The sequence below is a fragment of the Streptomyces sp. NPDC097619 genome (assembly GCF_040302735.1).
In the GTDB taxonomy this organism is placed as follows: Bacteria; Actinomycetota; Actinomycetes; order Streptomycetales; family Streptomycetaceae; genus Streptomyces.
In genome coordinates this window covers 22,198-40,929 of record NZ_JBEOSD010000035.1, presented here as the reverse complement: position 1 = coordinate 40,929, position 18,732 = coordinate 22,198, and the positions used below count along the sequence as shown (strand labels likewise).

The following is an 18,732-nucleotide window of genomic DNA, read 5'->3' as shown; positions in this document are numbered from 1 at the left end:
TAGTAAAATGTCACACATCACACTAGGGAGACTCCTGCCATGACCCACGCGTCCACCCCCGACCGCGCCCGTCCCTGGCACGGAATCATGGTCGCCACCACGCTGCCGCTGCGTGACGACCTGTCCGTCGACCACGACGCCTACGCCGAGCACGTGGCCTGGCTGATCGCCAACGGCTGCGACGGGGTCGTCCCCAACGGCTCGCTCGGCGAGTACCAGACCCTCACCGACGAGGAACGGGCCCGCGTGGTCCGCACCGCCGTCGAGGCCGCCGGCGACGGCGCCCGCGTCATGCCGGGCGTCGCGGCCTACGGCAGCGCCGCATCACTGCGCTGGGCCGAACAGGCCGCCGAGGCCGGCGCCGGCTCCGTGCTCCTGCTGCCCCCCAACGCCTACCGCGCCGATGAGCCGACCGTACGCGCCCACTACGCCGAAGTGGCCCGAGCCGGCCTGCCCGTCGTCGCGTACAACAACCCCATCGACACCAAGGTCGACCTGACCCCCGCCCTCCTGGCCCGCCTGCACGCGGACGGCAGCATCGTGGCGGTCAAGGAGTTCAGCGGCGACGTCCGCCGCGCCTACGAGATCGCCGAACTCGCCCCCGAGCTCGACCTCCTCATCGGCGCCGACGACGTCCTCCTCGAACTGGCTCTGGCCGGCGCCGTCGGCTGGATCGCCGGCTACCCCAACGCCCTGCCCCGCTCCAGCGCCACCCTGTACCGCGCGGCGGTCGCGGGCGACCTCGCCACCGCCCTCCCGCTGTACAAGTCCCTCCACGCGCTGCTGCGCTGGGACTCCAAGACCGAGTTCGTCCAGGCCATCAAGCTGTCCATGGACCTGGCGGGCCGTCCCGGCGGCCCCACCCGGCCGCCGCGCTTCCCCCTGACCGGCGAGGTCGAGGCGGCCGTGCGCGCCGCCACCGAGAAGGCCCTGGCCGACGGCCACCACTGAGCCGACCGGCGGGCCCGCGCCCGCCGGCCAGGATCCGTGCCGTGTCACGGGGCAGTGTCACCTGTCACCCCACACGGTGATCCGTCACACGGCACGGGTACCCCGGCCACACCCCGCACACATCCCCATCCGCATCGCAGCCGCACCCCGCAGAAGAGAGCAAGGAGGAGGGGGCACCCATGCGCACCCGCACCGTCTACCACGCCGTGGACTCGCACACCGAGGGCATGCCGACCCGGGTCGTCACCGGGGGAGTCGGCGTGATCCCCGGCGCCACCATGGCCGAGCGCCGCCTGCACTTCATCGAGCACATGGACCACCTCCGCACCCTCCTCATGTACGAGCCCCGCGGCCACGCGGCGATGAGCGGCGCCATCCTCCAGCCGCCCACCCGCCCCGACGCCGACTGGGGCGTCCTCTACATCGAGGTCTCCGGCCTGCTCCCCATGTGCGGCCACGGCACCATCGGCGTGGCCACCGTCCTCGTCGAGACGGGCATGGTCGAGGTCACCGAACCCGTCACCACCGTCCGTCTGGACACCCCGGCCGGGCTGGTCGGCGTGGACGTCCGGGTCGAGGACGGCGCCGCCACCGCGGTCACCCTCACCAACGTCCCCGCCTTCAGCGTCGGCCTCGGCCTCAAGACCGAGGTCCCCGGCCACGGCACCGTCTCCTACGACCTGGCCTTCGGGGGCAACTTCTACGCCTTCGTGGAGCTCGACGACCTCGGACTGCCCTTCGACCGGGCCCGCAAGGACGACCTCCTCAAGGCCGGGCTGGCCGTCATGGACGCCGTCAACGCCTCCCCGCAGCGGCCCGTCCACCCCGAACTCGGCGACATCGGCGGCCTCAAGCACGTCTACCTCGCCGCTCCCGGCTCCGACGCGGTCCACTCCCGGCACGCCATGGCCATCCACCCGGGCTGGTTCGACCGTTCCCCGTGCGGCACGGGCACCTCCGCCCGGATGGCGCAGCTGCACGCCCGCGGCGAACTGCCCCTGGACCGCGACTTCACCAACGAGTCCTTCATCGGCACCGAGTTCACCGGCCGGCTGATCGGCGAGACCACCGTCGGCGGGCTGCCCGCCGTGGTGCCCACCGTCACCGGCCGGGCCTGGATCACCGGCACCGCCCAGTACTTCCTCGACCCCACCGACCCCTTCCCCGGAGGGTTCCTGCTGTGACCCGGCCCATCCTGGTCCGCACCACCGACTACCACACCGCCGGCGAGCCCTTCCGGATCGTCACCGGCGGCCTGCCCCCGGTGCCGGGCGACAGCGTCGCCGCCCGCTGCGCCACCGCCATCGGCCCGGGCGGGTCGGGCACCGCGCCCCGGCGCGGCCCGCTGGACGACGTACGCCGCCTGCTGGTCCGCGAACCCCGCGGCCACGCCGGCATGTACGGCGGCTTCCTGGTGCCCCCGGACGACGACGGCGCCCATCTCGGCGTGCTCTTCTGGCACAAGGACGGCTACTCCACCGCCTGCGGCCACGGCACCATGGCGCTCGGCGCCTGGGCCGTGGACACCGGGCTGGTCGCCGCCCCCGACGACGGCGACGCGCAGGTCCGCATCGACGTGCCCTCGGGCCGGGTCACGGCCACCGTGCACCGCGCGGAGGGCCGCACCACCGGCGTCACCTTCCGCAACGTGCCCGCCCGGGTCACCGCCCGCAAGGTCCCCGTGGCCACCGGGTTCGGGGTGGTCGAGGTGGACCTGGCGCACGCCGGCGCCTGCTACGCCTCCGTCCCGGCCCGCTCCCTGGGCCTGAAGGTAACCCCGGCCGCGCTGCCCGAACTGGTCCGCGCCGGACGGGAGATCCGCACCGCCCTCGCCACGCACCCCGGGACCTGGCACCCCGACAGCCCCCTGTTGTCCGGGGTCTACGGGGTGATCCTCCACGAGGAGCTGCCCGAGACCCCGTTCGGCCCGCACCAGCGCAACGTCACGGTGTTCGCCGACGGACAGATCGACCGTTCGCCCTGCGGATCCGGCACCTCCGCCCGGCTGGCGCTGCTCGCCGAGGACGGGCTGCTCGGCGCGGGGGAGGACCTCCTCCACGAGTCGGTGGCCGGGACCGTGTTCACCGGGCGCCATCTCGGCGGCGGGGTCACCGAGGTCACCGGCGCCGCCTACCTGACCGGCGAGCACACCTTCTCCCTCGACCCGCGGGACTCGCTCGGCAGCGGGTTCCTGCTGTGAGGGGCCCCCGATGATCCGACCCTCGGGACCCCCGACGGCCCGCCCCGGTACGCCGCCCGGACCGCCCGCCCCGCCCGCACCCCCCGCGCCGCTCGGGGTGAAGGACCTGTTCCGACTGGACGCGGCGGACATCCAGGCCCTGCTGACCCCGGCGGAGGCGGTCGAGGCGCTGGCCGCCGCGCTCCGCGAGGGCCTGGACCCGGAGTCCTGCCCGCACCGCACCGCGACGGCGGTGCCCGGGGGCGAACTCCTGCTGATGCCCGCCGCGTCCGGCGGCCACGCCGGGGTGAAGATCGCCGGGGTGGCGCCCGGGAACGCCGCCCTCGGCCTGCCCCGCATCACGGGCGCCTACCTGCTCCTGGACGGGCCCACGCTCCGGCCCCTGGCCCTCCTCGACGGGGCGGCGCTCACCGCCCTGCGGACGCCGGCGGTCTCCGCGCTCGCGGTCCGGGAGCTGACCGGACCGGGTCCGCTGCGGACGGTCCTGTTCGGCTCCGGCCCGCAGGCGTACGGCCACCTGCGGGCCCTGCTCGCCGTCCGCGGGGTCTCCGAACTGACGGTGGTGGCACGGAACGCCGCGGCGGGGGACGCCCTGGTCGGGTACGCCCGCGCGGCGGGGGTCCGGGCCCGCGCCGGCGGTCCGGAGGCGGTGGCAGGCGCGGACCTGGTGCTGTGCTGCACCACCGCCCGCGAGCCCCTGTTCGAGGGGCGGCTGGTGCCGGCGGGGGCCACCGTGGTCGCGGTCGGTTCGCACGAGCCCGACGCCCGGGAGCTGGACACGGCGCTGGTGCGCCGGTCCGCGGTGTGGGTGGAGTCGCGGGCCGCGGCCCTGCGGGAGGCCGGTGACCTGCTCATCCCGGAGGCGGAGGGGGCCATCGGGCCGGGGCACGTCACCGGCACCCTCGCGGACCTGGTGCGGGGCCGGGCGGTGCGGGCGACGACGAGTTGTCCACAGGTCTTCAAGAGTGTGGGCATGGCCTGGGAGGATCTTGCCGTGGCGGTCGCCCTGTACGCGGCCGCCGGGGCGAACAGCGAAACGTGACATTGTACGCTGTTCCTCTGCGAATCCTCGGAGGAAATGCAATGGCTGACCTGAAGCAGCACACTCTCATCAAGGCCCAGGAACGGCTCCGTGACCAGGTCGGCCACGCCCTCCGAGCCGCCTTGATAGCGGGTGAACTGCGCCCGGGCAACGTCTACTCGGCCCCCGGTCTGGCCGCGGAGCTGGGCGTCTCGGCCACCCCCGTCCGGGAGGCGATGCTCGACCTGGCGCGCGAGGGCCTGGTCGAGCCGGTCCGCAACAAGGGCTTCCGCATCACCGAGGTCAGCGAGCGGGACCTCGACCAGTACACCGAGCTCCGCCAGCTCATCGAGGTGCCGACCATCGGGGCGGTCACGCAGATCGCCACGGAGGCGCAGCTGGAGGCGCTCCGGCCGGTGGCGGAGGAGATCGTCACCAGCGCCCGCGAACACGACCTGATCGGCTACCTGGAGGCCGACCGCCGCTTCCACCTCTCGCTGCTGGCGCTGGCCGGGAACGAGCGGCTGGTGGAGACGGTCGGCGACCTGCGCAAGCGCTCCCGGCTCTACGGGCTGACCGGCCTGGACGAGGCGGGCCTGTTGGTGGCCTCCGCCGAGGAGCACCACGAGCTGCTGGACGCCATGCTCGCCGGGGACCCGGCGGTCGCGGAGGAGATCATGCGGCGCCACCTCGGGCACGTCCGCTCCTTGTGGGCGAAGGGCCGCAAGGAGCCCGTCGCGGGCGCCAAGGTGCGCGGCGGTCGCACGCCGAGCCGGGGCAGGACCGCCTGATCGGGGCCGGTCCGGGGCCCCGTCCGTCGGCGTCCCACCGCCGCTTTCCCACCTGAACAGTGCCCCCCTCGGGGCCCGAGCCGATCGGCGCGGGCCCCAACAGGCTTGCCCTGGAAGGGATTTGGACACGGCTGGATAACGAGCCCGCAGAACCCTTGTCAGTACAATTTCACATTACTATGTTACCGGTCACATCGCAGAGCAGCCCCTCCCTGGAGTGACCCATGACCAAGCGCACCCGACTCGCCCTCGCCACCTCCCTGGTGGCCGCACTCGCCCTCGGCGTCGCGGGCTGCTCCGAACCCACCAAGGGCGGCGGCTCCACCGAGGGCAAGGGCGCCGCCAACCCGGCCGCCGCCAACGACGGCAAGATCCTCGGCGGCACCCCCGTCAAGGGCGGCACCCTCACCGTCCTGTCCAACCAGGACTTCTCCCACCTGGACCCGGCCCGCAACTGGGTCATGCCGGCCATGGACTTCGGCACCCGGCTGCTCTACCGCACCCTCGTCACCTTCAAGGCCGAACCCGGCAAGGCCGGCAGCGAACTGGTCCCCGACCTCGCCACCGACCTCGGCACCCCCTCCAACGGCGGCCGCACCTGGACCTTCACCCTCAAGGACGGCCTGAAGTACGAGGACGGCTCCCCGATCAAGGCCCAGGACGTCAAGTACAACGTCGAGCGGTCCTTCTCCCCGGACCTCACCGGCGGCCCCGACTACGCCGCCCGCTACCTCGCCGGCACCAAGGGCTACACCGGCCCCCTCCAGGGCAAGCACCTCGACTCGGTCAAGACCCCCGACGACAGGACCATCGTCTTCGAACTCAACCGTCCCGTCGCCGAGTTCTCCGCCACCGCCACCCTCCCCACCTTCTCCCCGGTCCCGCGGTCCCAGGAGAAGGGCACCCGGTACGACTCCCGCCCCTTCTCCTCCGGCCCCTACAAGGTCGAGTCCTACGACCGCGACAAGAAGCTGGTCCTCGTCCGCAACGAGCACTGGGACGCCGCCACCGACACCGTCCGCAAGGCCTACCCCGACCGGTTCGTGGTGGTCATGGGCCTCAAGGGCGGCCAGATCGACGACCGCCTGATCGCCTCCATCGGAGCCGACGCCTCCGCCCTCGCCTACTCCAACATGCGCCCCGAAAGCGCCCCCAAGGTCCTGCCCCGGCCCGAGGTCAAGTCCCGGCTCCTGGCCGAGTCCCAGGGCTGCACCACCATGCTCCAGCTCAACACCTCCCGCGCCCCCTTCGACGACGTCAAGGTGCGCGAGGCCCTCCAGTACGCCGTGGACAAGGAGTCCCTGGTCACCGCCGGCGGCGGCCCCGCCTTCAACGAGATCGCCACCGCCTACCTGCCCTCCTCCCTCACCGGAGGGGTTCAGGCCGACACCCTCGAGATCGCGCCCGCCGGCGACCCGAAGAAGGCCAAGGAACTCCTCAAGGCCGCGGGCAAGCAGAAGCTGAAGGTCTCCCTCACCGTCTCCAGCGGCGACAAGTCCCGCGCCGAGGCCATCCAGCAGGGCCTGGGCCGCGCCGGCGTCGAGGTCGTCATCGACACCGTCGACCCCGGCGCCTTCTACGACATCATCGGCGACACCACCACCGCCCCCGACATGACGCTCAGCGGCTGGTGCCCCGACTACCCCTCCGGCTCCACCTTCCTGCCCTTCGTCTTCGACGGCCGCACCATCAAGGTCAAGGGCAACAGCGGCAACTACTCCCAGTTCAAGGACGAGCAGACCATCAAGCGCATCGACGAGATCAACGGCCTCGCCGACGCCCAACTCGCCCGCCAGGGCTGGATCGACCTCGACGCCGAGATCATGAAGAAGTCCCCGGCCGTCCCCGTGGTCCTGGAGCGCAAGCCGCTCCTCATCGGCACCAACATCGCCGGCGCCTTCGGCCACCCCGTCTGGTCCGGCGCCATCGACTACGCCACCATCGGCCTCAAGGACCCCGCGAAGGGCCAGGGCTGAGCGCGGACCGGAACCGGACCCCCGACCCCATGACCGCCACCGCAGCCGGTACCGCGCCGGCCGCGGTGGAGGTCCCTCCGGGCAGCAGCCCCTGGCAGCTCGCCCGGCGGGAACTCCGCCGCCGCCCCGCCGTCCGCGTCAGCCTCGCCGTCGTCACCCTCTTCGTCCTCATGGCCGCCACCGCGCCCTGGCTCGGCGCCCTCGGAGGCTGGTCCCCCGAGGAGTTCGACAAGACCGCCGTCGACCCCTACCTCGGCGGCCTGCCCCTGGGCTCCTTCGGCGGGATCAGCTCCGAGCACTGGCTCGGCGTCGAACCCGTCACCGGACGCGACCTGTTCGCCCGCGTCGTGCACGGCGCCCAGGTCTCCCTGCTCATCGCCTTCGCCGCCACCGCCATCGTGGTCCTCGTCGGCACCGCCGCCGGCATCGCGGCGGGCTACTTCGGCGGCCGCACCGACGCCGTGCTGTCCCGCCTGATGGACCTCACCATGTCCTTCCCCTCGCTGATCTTCATGATCGCGATGCTCTCCGTGGCGAAGGACGTCAACCGCATCCTGCTGATCACCGCCGTCATCGGCCTCTTCGGCTGGCCCGGCGTGGCCCGCGTGGTCCGCGGCCAGACCCTCTCCCTCAAACACCGCGAGTACGTGGACGCCGCCCGCGTCGGCGGCTCCGGCCCCTGGCGGATCCTGACCCGCGACATCCTCCCCGGCGTCTCCGGACCCGTCATCGCCTACACCACCCTGCTGATCCCCGGCATGATCAGCACCGAGGCCGCCCTCAGCTACCTCGGCGTCGGCGTCCGCCCGCCCACCCCCTCCTGGGGGCAGATGATCGCCGAGAGCGTCGCCTTCTACGAGACCGACCCCATGTACTTCGTCATCCCCAGCACCTTCCTCTTCCTCTCGGTGCTCGCCTTCACCCTGCTCGGCGACGCCCTCCGCGACATCCTCGACCCGAGGGGCGGACGCACGTGATCCTCTACCTGCTCCGCCGGCTCGCCGCCCTCGCCGGGGTCCTCCTGGCCATCGCCGCCGTCACCTTCCTCATCTTCTACGTGCTGCCCACCGACCCGGCGGCCGCCGCCTGCGGCAAGTCCTGCAGCCCCGAACGCCTCGCCGTGGTCCGCGAGTACCTCGGCCTGGACAAGTCCCTGTGGCACCAGTTCGCCGAGTTCCTCACCGGCATCTTCACCGGCCGGACCCTCGGCACCGGGCAGTACGCCGTCCCATGTGACTTCCCCTGCCTGGGCTACTCGTACGAGAACTCCCTGCCGGTCTGGGACCTTCTCATGGACCGGCTGCCCGTCTCGGCCTCCCTGGCCCTCGGCGCGGCCGTGCTCTGGCTCGTCCTCGGCCTCGGCGCCGGGGTCACCGCCGCCCTCCGCAAGGACACCGTCACCGACCGGGTCCTCATGGTCGGCGCCGTCGCCGCGGCCTCCCTGCCGGTGTACTTCACCGCCGTCATGCTCATCTACGGAGTGATCCGCACCGCCGGACTGCTGCCCTACCCCGCCTACCGGCCCTTCACCGAGGACCCCCTCGGCTGGGCCTCCAACCTGCTCCTGCCGTGGATCGCCCTGGCCCTGCTCTACGCCGCCATGTACGCGCGCCAGAGCCGCGGTTCGATGATCGAGGCGATGGCCGAACCGTACATCCGCACCGCCCGCGCCAAGGGCATGCCCGAACGCACCGTCGTCGTCAAGCACGGCCTGCGCTCCGGGATGACCCCCATCCTCACCATCTTCGGCATGGACCTCGGCGGCCTGCTCGCCGGCGCCGTCATCACCGAGTCCATCTTCGGACTCCCGGGCATCGGGAGGCTGTTCTACGGGGCGCTCGTCAACGCCGACCAGCCCGTGGTCCTCGGGGTCACCCTGCTCGCCGCCTTCTTCATCGTGGTCGCCAACCTCGCGGTCGACCTCCTGTACGCCGTCGTCGACCCGAGGGTGAGGTACTGATGGCCCCGACCGGACACCCCCTGCTGGCCGTCCGCGACCTGTCGGTCACCTTCTCCACCCCGCGCGGCACCGTACGGGCCGTGGACTCCCTCGGCTTCACCGTCGAGGCGGGCCGGACCCTCGGCATCGTCGGCGAGTCCGGCTCCGGGAAGTCCGTGACCTCCCTGGCCGTCCTCGGACTGCACCGGGGCGCCGAGGTCACCGGCTCCGTGGCGCTGGAGGGCCGGGAACTCCTCGGCCTGCCCGAACGGGAGCTGTCCCGGCTCCGCGGCCGCCGGATGGCGATGATCTTCCAGGACCCGCTGTCCAGCCTGCACCCCTACTACACCGTGGGCGAGCAGATCGCCGAGCACTACCGGGTGCACTTCCGGGCCGGCCGGTCCGCGGCCCGCAAGCGCGCGGTGGAGATGCTCGCGGAGGTGGGCATCCCCGAACCGGCGCGCCGGGCGGGCGAGTACCCGCACCAGTTCTCCGGGGGCATGCGCCAACGCGCCATGATCGCGATGGCCCTGGCCTGCGAACCGGACCTGCTGATCGCCGACGAGCCCACCACGGCCCTCGACGTCACCGTGCAGGCCCAGATCCTGGAGCTGATCGCGCGCATCCAGCAGGACCGCGGGCTCGGGGTCATCATGATCACCCACGACCTGGGGGTGGTGGCCCGGGTGGCCCACGAGGTGCTGGTGATGTACGGCGGCCGGGCCGCCGAACAGGCCGGTGTCGACGAGCTGTTCACCGGCCCGACGCACCCGTACACGCAGGGGCTGCTGGACTCCCTGCCCCGGCTCGACGACGCCGACGACGCTCCGCTGCGGGCGATCCCCGGCTCCCCGCCCTCGCTGCTGGCCCCGGCTCCGGGCTGCGCCTTCGCCCCGCGGTGCGCGCGGGCGGCGGCCGGTACGGAGGCGGAGCGGGAGCGGTGCCGCGATGAGCGGCCACATTTCGCACCGTACGGTGACACCGCACGTATGACGGCCTGCCACTTCGCGGGCGCCGTCCAGGAGGCTGCCCGATGACCACGGCACCCGTCAGCGGCACCCGGCCCGAACCGGAGCGGGGGGCGGCGGCCGTGCCCGACGCCCGGCGCCCCGGGGAGCCGGGGACCGCCCCGCTGCTGGAGGTCCGCGACCTCACCATGGCCTTCCCCGGCCGCCGTTCCTCCCTCGGCCGGCGCGGTGCCCCGGTGCGGGCGGTGGACGGGGTGTCCTTCGACCTGGCGGCGGGGGAGACCCTCGGCCTGGTGGGGGAGTCCGGCTGCGGCAAGTCCACCACCGGGCGGATGCTGGTCCGCCTGCTGGAGCCCACCGCCGGCAGCATCCGCTTCGACGGCCGGGAGATCTCCCGGCTGTCCCCGGCGGCCATGCGCCCGCACCGGCGGCACCTGCAGATGGTCTTCCAGGACCCGCACTCCTCCCTCAACCCCCGCCAGACCGTGGCCCGGATCATCTCCGATCCGCTGCTGGTACAGGGCTGGAGCGCGGCCGACGCCCGCCGACGGGCGGCGGAGCTGATGGAGCTGGTGGGTCTGATCCCCGAGCACATCGACCGCTACCCGCACGAGTTCTCCGGCGGACAGGCCCAGCGCATCGGCATCGCCCGCTCGCTGGCCACCAGCCCCCGCCTGGTGGTGGCCGACGAACCCGTCTCCGCTCTGGACGTCTCCGTGCAGGCGCAGATCGTGAACCTGATGGAGCGGCTGCGCGCGGAGCTGGGACTGGCCTACGTGTTCATCGCCCACGACCTGTCGGTGGTGAAGCGGGTCAGCGACCGGGTGGCGGTGATGTACCTGGGGCGGATCGTCGAGATCGGCGACAAGGCGGCCCTGTACGCGGACCCGCAGCACCCCTACACCCGGGCCCTGCTGTCGGCGGTGCCGCTGCCGGACCCGGCCGCGGAACGGCGTCGGGAGCGGATCACCCTGCTCGGGGACCCGCCGAGCCCGGCCGCCCCGCCGCCGGGGTGCAGCTTCCACCCGCGGTGCGCGAAGGCTCAGGACGTGTGCCGGACGGAGCGGCCGCTGCTGCGGATCACCGCGCCGGGCGTGAACCGTGAGGTGGCCTGCCACTTCCCCGGGGACTGACGGGACCCGACCCGAGGGGACCCGACCCGGACGGGACCTCGCGGGAGGCACGGCCGAGGGGCCCCGGAGACGACGTCGTCTCCGGGGCCCCTCGTGCGTGTCCGGTGTCAGCGGAGGGCGTCGAGCAGGAACTCGCGTTCCACCGCCATCAGGCGCTCGTTCGTGCCGTCCGGGGTCATGTGGGTGACGCCGGGCAGCAGGAGGGTGCGGTGGGGGCGGCCCGCGTCGGTGAGGGCGCGGGAGAGCCGGAGGGTGTGGGAGGGGTGGACGTTGTCGTCGGCCAGCCCGTGCACGAGGAGCAGGGGCCGGGTGAGGGCGGGGGCGTCGGGGATCAGGCAGTCCCGTTCGTAGACCTCGGGGTGGTCCTGGGGGAGGCCGAGGTAGCGCTCGGTGTAGGCGGTGTCGTAGAGCCGGAAGTCGGTGGGGGCGGCGCCGGCGACGGCGGCGTGGAAGACGTCGGGGCGGCGGAGGACCGCGAGGGCCGCCAGGTAGCCGCCGTAGGACCAGCCGCGGACGCCGACCCGGTCGAGGTCGAGGTCGGGGTGGCGGTCGCCGAGCGCGCGGAGGGCGTCGACCTGGTCGGTCAGGGTGACCTCGGAGAAGCCCCGGTACACGGCGTGGGTGAAGTCGGGCGAGACGAAGGGTGTGCCGCGGTTGTCGGTGGTGACCACGGCGAAGCCCTGGTCGGCCCACCACTGTCGGGCCTGCCAGCGGCGGGGTTCGGCGGCCACGGCCTGGTAGCCGGGGCCGCCGTACACGTCGAGGAGGACGGGCAGTTTCCGGCCCGGTACGTGGTGGCGGGGGAGGACCAGGGCGGTGGGGAGGCCGTGTTCGGTGACCCGTGACAGGTGAGGTGTCACCTTGTACGGCAGTGGTGCGGAGAGGTCCGTGAGGGTGTGCTCGGCCCCGTCGGCGGTGCGCAGGGTGCGTCGTACGCCGGTGTCGTCGGCGGAGGTGAGGAGCAGGGCGCCCGCGGAGGCGAGGGCGGTGTGCACCCCGGGTCCGCCGGCGAGGGTCCGGAGTTCCCGGGTGTCGGGGTCGAGGAGCAGGACCTGCTGGTGGGCGGGGTCGCCCTGGCCGGCGTGGAGGAGGAGGGCGCCCTCGTGGGTGCCGGCGACGGCGCGGACCTGGAGGTCGTCGCCGGTGAGGGGGGTGCCGTCCAGGGCGAGGCCGCGGGCGGCGCCGCCGGGGGTGTCGGCGGCGGTGAGGAGGCGGCCGTCGGGGAGGCGGGCGGGGGTGCCGGGGAGGGGGTCCACCCACTGGGGGTGGGTGGTGCGGGAGAGCACGCGGGTGGTGCCGGTGGCGGGGTCGGCGGAGAGCAGGAGGACCTCTTGCTGGAGGCGGTCCTGGACGGTGAGGAGGATCTCGTCGTCGGATTCCCAGCCGGCGTCGGAGAGGTAGGGATGGGTGTCGGTGTCCCAGTGCAGGCGGACCCGGTGGTCCTCGGGTCCGAGGATCCAGAGTTCGACCCGGGCGTTGGGGCCGCCCGCCTGGGGGTAGGCGAAGTCGTCGGCGGGGAGTTCGGGGTGCTCGGGGTCGGCGAAGTGGCGGCGGGGCAGGGCGTCTTCGGCGACCCGGGTGGCGAGGAGGGTCCGACCGTCGGGGGACCACCAGTGGCCCCGTGAGCGTCCGAGTTCCTCGGCGGCGGCAAACTCGGCCACGCCCCAGCGGGCTCCGTCGTCGGGGCTGACGCGGCCGCCGGGGGTGGTGTGGAGGGCGTCGTCGGTGACGTAGGCGACGCGGGTGCCGTCGGGGGTGGGGCGGGGGTCGAAGGCGGGCCCTGCGGTGGGCAGTTCCTCGGGTGCGGCGCCCTCGGCGGTGACGCGGAAGAGGCGGCCGTGGAGGGCGAGGACGGCGGTGGTGCCGGTCGCGTCGAGGGCGAAGGAGCCGATGCCGGGTGCGGTGAGGCGGACGCGTTCGCGGAGTCGCCGCTCCGGGAGGGGGAGGGTGCCGCCCTCGGGTGCGAGGAGAGCGGGGTCGGCGAGGAGGCGTTCGACGGGGGCGCCGGTGGCGGGGTCGGTGGTGCGGGTGTCGAGGAGGCGGAGGGAGTCGACGGGGTCGGTGGGGCCGGTGGAGCGCAGGAACCAGAGGAGGCGGCCTTCGTCGCCGAAGGCGGCGGCGCGGGGGGCGCCGTGGGTGAAGCGGGCGGTGCGGGCGGAGAGGGTGAGGAAGGGATCCATAAAAGCAGTGTGACATGTGAAATTACACTGTCCCATACCCTGGTCTTAGCCCGTTCGAGTGGTGGCCCCGTCGGTGCCGCCTTAGCGTCGAAAGGGTGGACCGGAAAACTCTGCCGACCACCAACGGGACCGACGGCAAGGTCCGAGGAAGCGGGAACGGGCTCGCCCTGTTCGTCATCGCTTCCTGCCAGCTCATGATCGTGCTCGACATCACCATCGTGAACATCGCACTCCCGCACGTGCAGGAGTCCCTCCACTTCTCGACCACCAGCCTGTCCTGGGTGGTCAACGCCTACACCCTGACCTTCGGCGGCCTCCTGCTCCTCGGCGGCCGCGTCGGCGACATCCTCGGCCGCCGCCGGGTCTTCGTGTTCGGCGTCCTCCTCTTCGGCCTGGCCTCCCTCCTCGGCGGCCTCGCCCAGAACTCCGGCCAGCTCCTCGCGGCCCGCGCCCTCCAGGGCGTCGGCGGGGCCATCGCCTCCCCGACCTCCCTCGCCCTGATCACCACCACCTTCTCCGAAGGCCCCGCCCGCAACCGCGCCTTCGGCGTCTTCGCGGCCGTCTCCGCGGGCGGCGGCGCCATCGGCCTGCTCCTCGGCGGCATCCTCGTCGAATGGCTCGACTGGCGCTGGGTGTTCTTCGTGAACGTCCCGATCGCCCTGCTGATCGCCTTCGCCGCCACCCGCGTGATCCGCGAATCCGAGCGGCACCCCGGCCACTTCGACGTGCTGGGCGCCCTCACCTCCACCCTGGGCGTGGCCGCGCTCGTGTACGGGTTCATCCGCGCCGCCCAACACGGCTGGCGCGACGGCCTGACCATCACGTCCTTCGTGCTCGCGGTCGTCCTGCTCGTGCTGTTCATCCTGGTGGAACGGCGCTCCAAGCAGCCCATCACCCCGCTGCACATGTTCGCCGACCGCAACCGCGCCGGAACCTACGGCATCATGCTCGCCCTCGCCGCCGCCATGTTCGGCATGTTCTTCTTCCTCACCCTCTTCGTGCAGAACGTGCTCGGCTTCAGCCCGCTCCGCGCCGGCCTGGCCTTCCTGCCGGTCAGCGCCGTCATCGCGGTGGGCGCCGGCATCACCTCCCAACTGCTCCCGAAGTACGGCCCGAAGCCCTTCATGGTGATCGGCGCACTGCTCGCCGCGGGCGGCCTCTCCTGGCTGACCCTGACCGACATCGACTCCACCTACCTGGGCAGCGTGCTCGGCCCCATGCTCGTCTTCAGCCTCGGCATGGGCATGCAGTTCGTGTCGCTCACCCTGATGGCGCTCTCCAACGTCCCCGACCGCGAGTCCGGGGCGGCCAGCGGCCTCCTCAACGTCACCCAGCAGGTGGGCGGTTCCCTGGGCCTGTCCATCCTGGTCACCATCTTCGGCACGGCCAGCCGCAACGAGGCCGACCGCCAGGTGCCCGTCTTCCTCGCCGAGGCACGCCCCGCCGAGCGGCTGTTCTTCGAGCGCACCGGACAGCTCCCCGACCCCTGGGGCGACCAGGTGCTGACCTCCGGGGTGTCCGCGGCCTTCATCGCCGCCGCCGTGTTCGCCCTGATCGCCGCCGTGATCGCGCTGTTCGCCATCCAGGTGCGCGCCTCCGACCGGGAACGGCTCCAGGGCAACCACACCCCGGCCGCTCCCGGCTGACCCGCCCCGGCTGACCCGCCCGCCCCGGAATCCCGGGCCCCGACGCGGGGGCCCGGGGGCCGTCCTCGGCTCAGGAGGCCCGGGGACCCACCGGACCGATCCGGGTCGGCACCGGCACCGAGGGCCGCAGCGTGATCTCCGCGGCCAGCGGGATCTCCCCGGGCACGCCCTCGAAGGTGTGCGCCCGCAACAGCATGGCCAGGGCCAGCACCGACTCCAGCATCGAGAAGTGCTGACCGATGCAGGCCCGCGGCCCTCCACCGAAGGGGAACCACGCGTACCGCGGTCGGGCCGCCTCCGCCTCGGGCAGGAACCGGTCCGGGTCGAACCGCTCCGGCTCCGGCCAGTACCGCGGGTCCCGGTGAGACACCCACGGCGCGACGATCACGTCGGCGCCCGCCGGGATCTCGTGACCGTCCACCACCGTCGCGGCCACCGCCCGCCGGCCGATCACCGGCGCCGCCGGATACAGTCGCATGGCCTCCTTCAGCACCCGCGTCAGCAGCGGCAGGGCGTCCAGGTCCGCCGCCACCGGGTCCCGGTCGCCCAGCACCGACAGCACCTCCGCGCGCGCCCGCTCCTGCACCTCGGGGTTCAGCCCGAGCAGGTGCAGGGAGAAGGCGAGGGAGGTGGCCGTGGTCTCGTGCCCGGCCAGCAGGAAGATCAGGACCTGGTCCCGCAGTTCGTCGGCGTCGAAGGCCGCCTCCCCGGCGCTGCGCGCGCCCGCCAACAGGGTCAGCAGGTCCTGCGCCGCCTCCTCGGAGCCCTCCGCGCCGTCGCTGCCGCCGGCGACCGGCCCGCGCCCGGCGATGATCCGGTCGCAGACCGCGTACAGCTCCCGGATGGCCGCGGCGGCCCTGCGGTTGCCGGGGGTGGGCCAGTTCCGGGGCGGGTTCAGCGGGGAGTACCCGCGGCGCAGCGTGTAATGGGTGATCACCGGGAAGGAGCGGTCCACGATGTCCGCGGCGGCGTCCACGTCGGTGCCGAACAGGATGCGGGTGACGGTGCGCAGGGCCAGCCCCGTCATCTCCCCGGCCAGGTCCAGGGTGGTCGCGTCCCGGCGCCGCCAGGAGTCCAGCAGGGTGGCGGTCTCGGTGGCCACGGCTTGCGCGTACCCGTCCACCCGGCGCCGGGTGAACAGCGGCTGCACCAGCCGCCGCTGCCGCTGGTACGTGCCGTCCTGGCTGGTCAGCAGCCCGTTGCCGAGGGAGAGCCGGATCTCCTGGTAGATGGCGTTGTCCTTGCGGAAGTTCCCCGACTCCGAGGCCAGCACCTGCTGCACCCCCTCGGGGGAGTACACGCAGTACACGGTGCGGCGCAGGCCGGGCGGCCCGGCGTGCAGCTGCACCACGTCCCCGTAGGTGCGGTGCGCACGGAGGAACGCGCCGAGGGAGTCGGCGCGCAGCTCGGGCAACGAGCCGAGCAGCGGATGGGCGGCGGCCGAGGGGGCGATCCGCCCGCCCGGGCCGCCGCTGCCGGCCTGCGTGCCGTCCTTGATGCCGGTGCCGTTCATGCCGCCCCCTGGAAGTCCCCGCGGGCGCCGGTGGTTTCCGGCGTTCCCCGCTCCGACTACCGATTCTGGGGGGCCACCGGCGCGCGGGCGATCCCCCGGCGGGGTCCCGTCCGGAATTAGCCCGTTCGGTGCGGTCCGCGCGACGACTGTGGCAGGTGACCGGTGACGCCACAGCATCACCGGTCACATGGTGGTGTCACCGGTCACATGGCAGTGTCACCGGTGACACCGCAGTGTCACCGATCACCCACCACCGAACGCCGTCCGGCTCAGTGGCAGGTGGTGTACCCGCGGCCGTTGGCCTTCCACGCGCAGCTGTCCTTCTTGCTGCCGTTCGGGGCGATCAGGGTCACCGACCCCTTGTCGTTGTTGAACCAGAAGTTGTCCTTCTTCCGGTACACGTTGTTGACGGTGTTGTTGCCCTGTCCGTTGCGGAGGCGGACGGTCTTCCCGGCGCCGAGCGTGAAGCTGCCGAAGGTGTAGACGTACCCGGAGGCCGTCTTGACCTTGTAGCCGTTCAGCTTGAAGGCGCTGCGGGTGTTGTTGTGCAGGTCCACGTACTCGGCGTTCAGCTTGGCGTTGGTCCGCGGCAGGTCCGGGCCCGGACCGTCGAACTGGAGCGTGCCGAAGTGCACCCCGCCCTGGTGCGGCGCGGCGGTGGCCTGCGGGGCCGCGAACGCGGCCACGGCCAGTGCGCCGGCCGCGACGAACGTGGCGGTCCTCTTCATGGGGTCCCCTCCCGATGGTTGAAATCCGCCCCACATGTGGAGCGCGCTCAAGATACCCAAGGGGAAGGTGTGATTTACGGGCGATCGCAGTATTCGAGACGCACCGGTGCCCCGTGGCGCATTCGGCGCACCACGGGGCACCGGGTGGAGAAGGGTCAGATGTCCCGGAAGATCTCGATTTGGGCACCCACCGAGTTGAGGCGCTCGGCGAGTTCCTCGTAGCCGCGGTTGATGACGTAGACGTTGCGGAGGACGGAGGTGCCCTCGGCGGCCATCATCGCGAGGAGCACCACCACCGCCGGTCGGAGCGCCGGCGGGCACATCATCTCGGCCGCGCGCCAGCGGGTGGGGCCCTCGACCAGCACGCGGTGAGGGTCGAGCAGTTGCAGGCGCCCGCCGAGGCGGTTGAGGTCCGTGAGGTAGATGGCGCGGTTGTCGTACACCCAGTCGTGGATGAGGGTCTGGCCCTGGGCCACGGCGGCGATGGCCGCGAAGAAGGGGACGTTGTCGATGTTCAGCCCCGGGAACGGCATCGGGTGGATCTTGTCGATCGGGGCTTCGAGCTTGGAGGGGCGGACGGTGAGGTCCACCAGTCGGGTCCGGCCGTTGTCGGCGCTGTACTCGGCCGAGCGGTCGTGGTCCAGGCCCATCTCCTCCAGGACCGCGAGCTCGATCTCCATGAACTCGATCGGCACCCGGCGGATGGTCAGCTCGGACTCCGTGACCACCGCGGCGGCCAGCAGGCTCATGGCCTCGACCGGGTCCTCGGAGGGGGAGTAGTCCACGTCCACGTCGATGGTCGGGACGCCGTGCACGGTGAGGGTGGTGGTGCCGATGCCCTCCACCTTCACGCCGAGGGCCTCCAGGAAGAAGCAGAGGTCCTGGACCATGTAGTTGGAGGAGGCGTTGCGGATGACGGTGACCCCGTCGTGCCGGGCCGCCGCCAGCAGGGCGTTCTCGGTGACGGTGTCCCCGCGCTCGGTCAGCACGATCGGGCGCTCGGGGGAGATCCCCGGCTCGACCTCGGCGTGGTACAGCCCCTCGGTGGCCGTGATGTCCAGACCGAACCGGCGCAGCGCGATCATGTGCGGCTCGATGGTGCGGGTGCCGAGGTCGCAGCCGCCCGCGTAGGGCAGCCGGAAGCGGTCCAGGCGGTGCAGCAGCGGGCCGAGGAACATGATGATGCTGCGGGTGCGGCGGGCGGCCTCGGCGTCGATGGCGTCCATGTCGAGGCGGGCCGGCGGGACGATCTCCAGGTCCACGCCGTCGTTGATCCAGCGGGTGCGGACGCCGATGGAGTTGAGGACCTCCAGCAGGCGGTACACCTCCTCGATGCGGGCGACCCGGCGCAGCACCGTGCGGCCCTTGTTGAGGAGGGTGGCGCAGAGCAGGGCGACACAGGCGTTCTTGCTCGTCTTGACGTCGATGGCGCCGGACAGTCGGCGGCGGCCCACCACGCGCAGGTGCATCGGGCCGGCGTAGCCCAGGGAGACGATCTCGCTGTCGAGGGCCTCGCCGATCCGGGCGATCATCTCAAGGCTGATGTTCTGGTTGCCGCGCTCGATGCGGTTGACGGCGCTCTGGCTGGTGCCGAGCGCGTCCGCGAGCTGACTCTGCGTCCAGCCCCGGTGCTGCCGGGCGTCACGGATGAGCTTGCCGATGCGTACGAGGTAGTCGTCTGCCATG

General features: G+C 72.7%; 15 protein-coding genes. 11 read left to right on the top strand and 4 right to left on the bottom strand.

Annotated features, from left to right (window positions below; all coding sequences use genetic code 11):
- Window positions 1-39: 39 nt before the first annotated feature.
- The 10 genes from ABTZ17_RS12820 (at window position 40) to ABTZ17_RS12775 (ending at window position 10,979) form a co-directional block, all read left to right on the top strand.
- Window positions 40-951 (top strand): dihydrodipicolinate synthase family protein, encoded by a 912-nt coding sequence (locus tag ABTZ17_RS12820; RefSeq protein WP_352195597.1) that lies wholly within the window; start codon window positions 40-42, stop codon window positions 949-951.
- Window positions 952-1,130: 179 nt separating this feature from the next.
- Complete coding sequence (locus ABTZ17_RS12815; protein WP_352195596.1) at window positions 1,131-2,135, top strand: proline racemase family protein; 1,005 nt, start codon at window positions 1,131-1,133, stop codon at window positions 2,133-2,135.
- Window positions 2,132-3,151 carry a proline racemase family protein gene (locus tag ABTZ17_RS12810; protein WP_352195595.1) on the top strand — a complete coding sequence of 340 codons (1,020 nt, stop codon included), beginning with the start codon at window positions 2,132-2,134 and terminating at the stop codon, window positions 3,149-3,151. The genes ABTZ17_RS12815 and ABTZ17_RS12810 overlap by 4 nt, the downstream gene beginning before the upstream one ends.
- A 10-nt stretch (window positions 3,152-3,161) precedes the next feature.
- Complete coding sequence (locus ABTZ17_RS12805) at window positions 3,162-4,193, top strand: ornithine cyclodeaminase family protein (RefSeq protein WP_352195594.1); 1,032 nt, start codon at window positions 3,162-3,164, stop codon at window positions 4,191-4,193.
- A 41-nt stretch (window positions 4,194-4,234) separates the two neighbouring features.
- Window positions 4,235-4,963, top strand: a complete 729-nt coding sequence (locus ABTZ17_RS12800; RefSeq protein ID WP_352195593.1) for a GntR family transcriptional regulator — start codon at window positions 4,235-4,237, stop codon at window positions 4,961-4,963.
- A 224-nt stretch (window positions 4,964-5,187) separates the two neighbouring features.
- Window positions 5,188-6,939 carry an ABC transporter substrate-binding protein gene (locus ABTZ17_RS12795; protein WP_352195592.1) on the top strand — a complete coding sequence of 584 codons (1,752 nt, stop codon included), beginning with the start codon at window positions 5,188-5,190 and terminating at the stop codon, window positions 6,937-6,939.
- Window positions 6,940-6,968: 29 nt separating this feature from the next.
- Window positions 6,969-7,916: an ABC transporter permease gene (locus tag ABTZ17_RS12790; RefSeq protein ID WP_352195591.1), complete on the top strand. Its 948-nt coding sequence runs from the start codon at window positions 6,969-6,971 to the stop codon at window positions 7,914-7,916.
- On the top strand, window positions 7,913-8,899 hold the full coding sequence (locus tag ABTZ17_RS12785; RefSeq protein WP_352195590.1) for an ABC transporter permease: 987 nt from the start codon (window positions 7,913-7,915) through the stop codon (window positions 8,897-8,899). The genes ABTZ17_RS12790 and ABTZ17_RS12785 overlap by 4 nt, the downstream gene beginning before the upstream one ends.
- Window positions 8,899-9,915: an ABC transporter ATP-binding protein gene (locus ABTZ17_RS12780; protein WP_352195589.1), complete on the top strand. Its 1,017-nt coding sequence runs from the start codon at window positions 8,899-8,901 to the stop codon at window positions 9,913-9,915. Before ABTZ17_RS12785 ends, ABTZ17_RS12780 begins: the two co-directional genes overlap by 1 nt.
- 119 nt (window positions 9,916-10,034) lie before the next feature.
- Entirely contained in the window at window positions 10,035-10,979 is a 945-nt protein-coding gene (locus ABTZ17_RS12775) for an ABC transporter ATP-binding protein (protein ID WP_352195613.1), read from the top strand.
- Between the two features lie 107 nt (window positions 10,980-11,086).
- On the opposite strand, the gene ABTZ17_RS12770 is transcribed toward ABTZ17_RS12775, so the two are convergent.
- On the bottom strand, window positions 11,087-13,159 hold the full coding sequence (locus ABTZ17_RS12770) for a S9 family peptidase (protein ID WP_352195588.1): 2,073 nt from the start codon (window positions 13,157-13,159) through the stop codon (window positions 11,087-11,089).
- A gap of 95 nt (window positions 13,160-13,254) precedes the next feature.
- Here ABTZ17_RS12770 and ABTZ17_RS12765 point away from each other — a divergent pair, with 95 nt between their 5' ends.
- Window positions 13,255-14,805: an MFS transporter gene (locus ABTZ17_RS12765; protein ID WP_502994655.1), complete on the top strand. Its 1,551-nt coding sequence runs from the start codon at window positions 13,255-13,257 to the stop codon at window positions 14,803-14,805.
- Window positions 14,806-14,875: 70 nt separating this feature from the next.
- Here ABTZ17_RS12765 and ABTZ17_RS12760 read toward each other — a convergent pair whose 3' ends face one another.
- The 3 genes from ABTZ17_RS12760 to ABTZ17_RS12750 all read right to left on the bottom strand — a co-directional run bounded on the left by ABTZ17_RS12760 (window position 14,876) and on the right by ABTZ17_RS12750 (window position 18,731).
- Window positions 14,876-16,318, bottom strand: coding sequence for a cytochrome P450 (locus ABTZ17_RS12760; protein ID WP_352195587.1), 1,443 nt, complete (start codon window positions 16,316-16,318; stop codon window positions 14,876-14,878).
- Window positions 16,319-16,587: 269 nt separating this feature from the next.
- Entirely contained in the window at window positions 16,588-17,046 is a 459-nt protein-coding gene (locus tag ABTZ17_RS12755; RefSeq protein WP_352195586.1) for a lamin tail domain-containing protein, read from the bottom strand.
- A gap of 155 nt (window positions 17,047-17,201) precedes the next feature.
- A complete protein-coding gene (locus ABTZ17_RS12750; protein WP_352195585.1) occupies window positions 17,202-18,731 on the bottom strand; it encodes a helix-turn-helix domain-containing protein in 1,530 nt (509 codons plus the stop codon).
- Window position 18,732: the final 1 nt, after the last annotated feature.